1 protein-coding gene is annotated in these 365 nt (G+C 57.0%); it reads right to left on the bottom strand.

All coding sequences use genetic code 11. The features are described from left to right. The coding region (locus AC0L3U_RS38680; protein ID WP_473365005.1) for a hypothetical protein at positions 1 to 183 on the bottom strand (183 nt) is incomplete at its 3' end. Positions 184 to 365 lie beyond the last annotated feature (182 nt).

The raw sequence follows: 365 nt of genomic DNA, 5'->3' as shown, positions 1-365 counted from the left end.
GCCCCGACGAGACTCGTACAACCACAACCAAGCCCAACGCAAATACTCGGGTGCAAGCTTGTCAAGCCATGCCTCCACTTTTGGCCGCAGCATCTCCACACGGCGCTGGTGATCAGGCTGTTGCGCAATGAACACGTATAAACTGCCATGAAACGCCTGCAAACCGGCGTCGACCGTAGCCAAGAGATGGCCGATTTCCGCCTCCAGGTTGACGTCCCTTAACTCAAGACAATGCTCAAGTGCTCCGCAGGGCGATGCACGAGTTTACTACCAGACGCTGTGGCAACGGTTGTCTTGGTCTGTGCGCGACGCCCTACACCTACTAGCAGAGGATCGCTTCATCTGGCCTACCGGAGCACTTGAGC

Source organism: Bradyrhizobium sp. Kon69, assembly GCF_055807515.1.
This window is presented reverse-complemented; position numbering and strand designations above follow the sequence as displayed.